This is a genomic window from Phormidium pseudopriestleyi FRX01, from assembly GCF_017313335.1.
Lineage (GTDB): Bacteria > Cyanobacteriota > Cyanobacteriia > Cyanobacteriales > Laspinemataceae > Laspinema > Laspinema pseudopriestleyi.
Map to the genome: position 1 here is coordinate 1 of NZ_JAFLQW010000131.1, position 2,501 is coordinate 2,501.

Here is a 2,501-nt window from a genome sequence, read left to right on the forward strand (position 1 = left end):
CTATCTAGTTTAATTACATGAATCAACCCAAAGTTGGCGTCATCAATCAACTCGGTCGAGCCTTAATGCCGACCACCCCCCGAAAAGCGAGGATATTAATCAAGGAAGGTAGAGCCAAAATTGTAGACTACAATCCTTTCAAGATTCAACTACTTTATGGAACTAGGGGTTACACTCAGCCTGTCACCCTCGGCATAGATTCTGGCTATGAAAACATTGGTTTCAGTGCTGTAACGAAAAGTGAGGAAGTGTTAGGTGGGGAACTCAGTATGCTCAAAGGCGTAACAACAGAGAATCACCGAACGGAGAAAGTACCGTAGAACAAGAAGAAATCGCCTTCGCCACCGTGCGCCCAGGTTTAACAACCGAAGGAAGTCACCCTGTTCTGTTGGTTAGCACCATCAATTCAGCATAAATTCGACGCTCATCTGGCAGTTATTGAGAGAATCAAGACTCGACTACCAGTGACAAGTCTGGTTATTGAGGGGATTCCAAAAAATAAATTATCCAAATTTAGGAATTAAAGACCTATCTTCAGCCGGCTTTGGCAGGCTTCGTCCGTGTAGCCCCACCATGCTCATGTGTGGGTTTTGAGGATTTTATTTTTTGGAGTTCCCTGAAGTCGCCAAGTTTGACATTCAAAAAATCAACAATCCCGATATTCAAGGAACTGGCTATCAAGAGGGTGAGCAGCTTGGCTATTCCAATTTAACTGCCTATATTCGGCATCGTGATCATTACAAATGTGCTAATCCAAGCTGCAAGAATAAGGATACTCATACTGTCCTGCAAGTTCATCACCTTGGCTTAGGGCAGAATCCACCTGACCGGAGCAATAAGCCAGGAAATCTGCTAACTCTGTGCGTCAAATGTCATACGCCATCTAATCATAAAAAAGGAAAATTTCTCCACGGTTGTCAGCCGAAAGTTAAATCGTTTAAGCCAGAAACTTTCATGTCTACCCTCTACCGGAGACTGATTTATTTGACAGGAGCAACAGAGACTTTTGGTTACAACACCCAATACAAAAGGGATTTGTTGGAACTTCCAAAATCTCACCATAATGATGCTTTTGTTATAGCAGGGGGAGTCCATCAAACCCGTTCTACGCCTTTACGGATAGAGCAAGTTAGACGTAATAAGCGGTCAATGGAACAGTTTTACGATGCCAAGTACATTGACAATCGTGATGGCAGCATTAAGTCAGGTTCGGGGTTATCATCAGGTCGCAGAAAGCGAAACAAAAACTTATCGGGTGAGAACTTACGGGCTTATCGGGGGCAAAAAACAAGTATGGGTCAACGTCGAATTAAGCGCAAGAAATATCCTTACTCCCCGTCTGACCTAGTTCGATTTGAAGGAAATATCTATCAGGTCATTGGAATGCAGAATTTAGGAACAGGTGTAAAGTTGAAAAACTACCCTGGAGTAAAAAACAAAGTAGTCAATGTGCGCAAAGTCCAACCCCTTTTGAGAAGAGGAGGTATCTGTGAAGTCATCAATTAATTGGCTGTTTCCGTGCCTCCAACAACCCGTCTATCCATCCCGACACCAAAAGGAGTACCTGTATGGTGCTCGGCTGACGACAAAGACAGCTAAATTGAAGACCGAGTTTGGGGGGAAATGATGATACTATTACCCCCAAACTCGGCTTTTTTTGTAAGATTACCCCGAAAATATAGCGGTTACCACCGTTATTCGTGTATATCTTCGGAGTGCGTTGGCACAGCCTGTGCGGAACGCACTGACATCTTGAAAAGCTCTTGATAATAGCTTGTCAAGATACAAAGCCTGAGCCCAGGCGAAAGACGTGCGGCACTCCTCTAAATATCTGTACCTCATGAGTCCACCGAACCGCTATAATTAAGGAGTTGTTTAGAATGAAATAGCCCTGAATCCTTACCTCCCCAAAAATGAGACGTGGTTTCTCACTGAATTATTCGGGGCAGAGGAGGAATCTGAAACCGTTGCTGGAATGCTGAATCTAGAGCCTTTAATTGGCAAATTTGCGACCAAGGACCAAATTTTATCGAAAGTAGAAGAGGCTAGTTTATTATATTTTGCAGCCCACGGAATAGCCAGTCGTGAAGACCCATTAGAAAAGAGTTTCCTGATGCGATCGGCAGAAACCTTTGAGCAAGGCTGGTGGACTGCGAAGGAAATTCAAAGTGCCAGACTTAAAGCAAATTTGGCCGTATTAAGTGCTTGTCAAACTGGATTGGGGCAGGCTCACGATGCGGGAATTATTGGGTTATCGAGGGCATTTCAAATAGCTGGAGTTCCCAGGGTGGTGATGAGTTTATGGAGAGTAGATGACGAAGCCACGAACTATTTGATGCAAGCATTTATGAAGCATTTGCAAACGGGAATGATTGCATCCGAGGCGCTACAGAAGGCGATGCTGGAAGCGAAAGGGGAATATTCTGAACCCCTACATTGGGCTTCTTTTGCGCTATTTGGGACTCCCAGATGAATGCAACCTCTAGGTGCTTTTATTTCCC

5 protein-coding genes are annotated in these 2,501 nt (G+C 44.2%); all 5 read left to right on the forward strand.

Features of this window, described 5'->3' with window-relative positions; genetic code table 11:
• Window positions 1-17: 17 nt before the first annotated feature.
• The 5 genes from J0895_RS26685 to J0895_RS05030 all read left to right on the forward strand — a co-directional run bounded on the left by J0895_RS26685 (window position 18) and on the right by J0895_RS05030 (window position 2,473).
• A complete protein-coding gene (locus J0895_RS26685) occupies window positions 18-320 on the forward strand; it encodes an RRXRR domain-containing protein (RefSeq protein WP_207087023.1) in 303 nt (100 codons plus the stop codon).
• Window positions 295-396 (forward strand): RRXRR domain-containing protein, encoded by a 102-nt coding sequence (locus J0895_RS26910; RefSeq protein ID WP_422894313.1) that lies wholly within the window; start codon window positions 295-297, stop codon window positions 394-396. The genes J0895_RS26685 and J0895_RS26910 overlap by 26 nt, the downstream gene beginning before the upstream one ends.
• On the forward strand, window positions 381-524 hold the full coding sequence (locus J0895_RS26915) for an RRXRR domain-containing protein (RefSeq protein WP_207087025.1): 144 nt from the start codon (window positions 381-383) through the stop codon (window positions 522-524). Before J0895_RS26910 ends, J0895_RS26915 begins: the two co-directional genes overlap by 16 nt.
• Before the next feature lie 82 nt (window positions 525-606).
• Complete coding sequence (locus J0895_RS05025; RefSeq protein ID WP_207087024.1) at window positions 607-1,506, forward strand: hypothetical protein; 900 nt, start codon at window positions 607-609, stop codon at window positions 1,504-1,506.
• Window positions 1,507-1,891: 385 nt separating this feature from the next.
• The gene (locus J0895_RS05030) at window positions 1,892-2,473 is read left to right on the forward strand and encodes a CHAT domain-containing protein (protein ID WP_277989784.1); all 582 of its coding nucleotides are present in this window, start codon (window positions 1,892-1,894) and stop codon (window positions 2,471-2,473) included.
• The last annotated feature ends 28 nt before the right edge of the window (window positions 2,474-2,501 follow it).

Coding starts and splice junctions, on each gene's coding strand:
- J0895_RS26685 (WP_207087023.1), top strand. CDS start 18: ATGAATCAACCCAAAGTTGGCGTCATCAATCAACTCGGTCGAGCCTTA.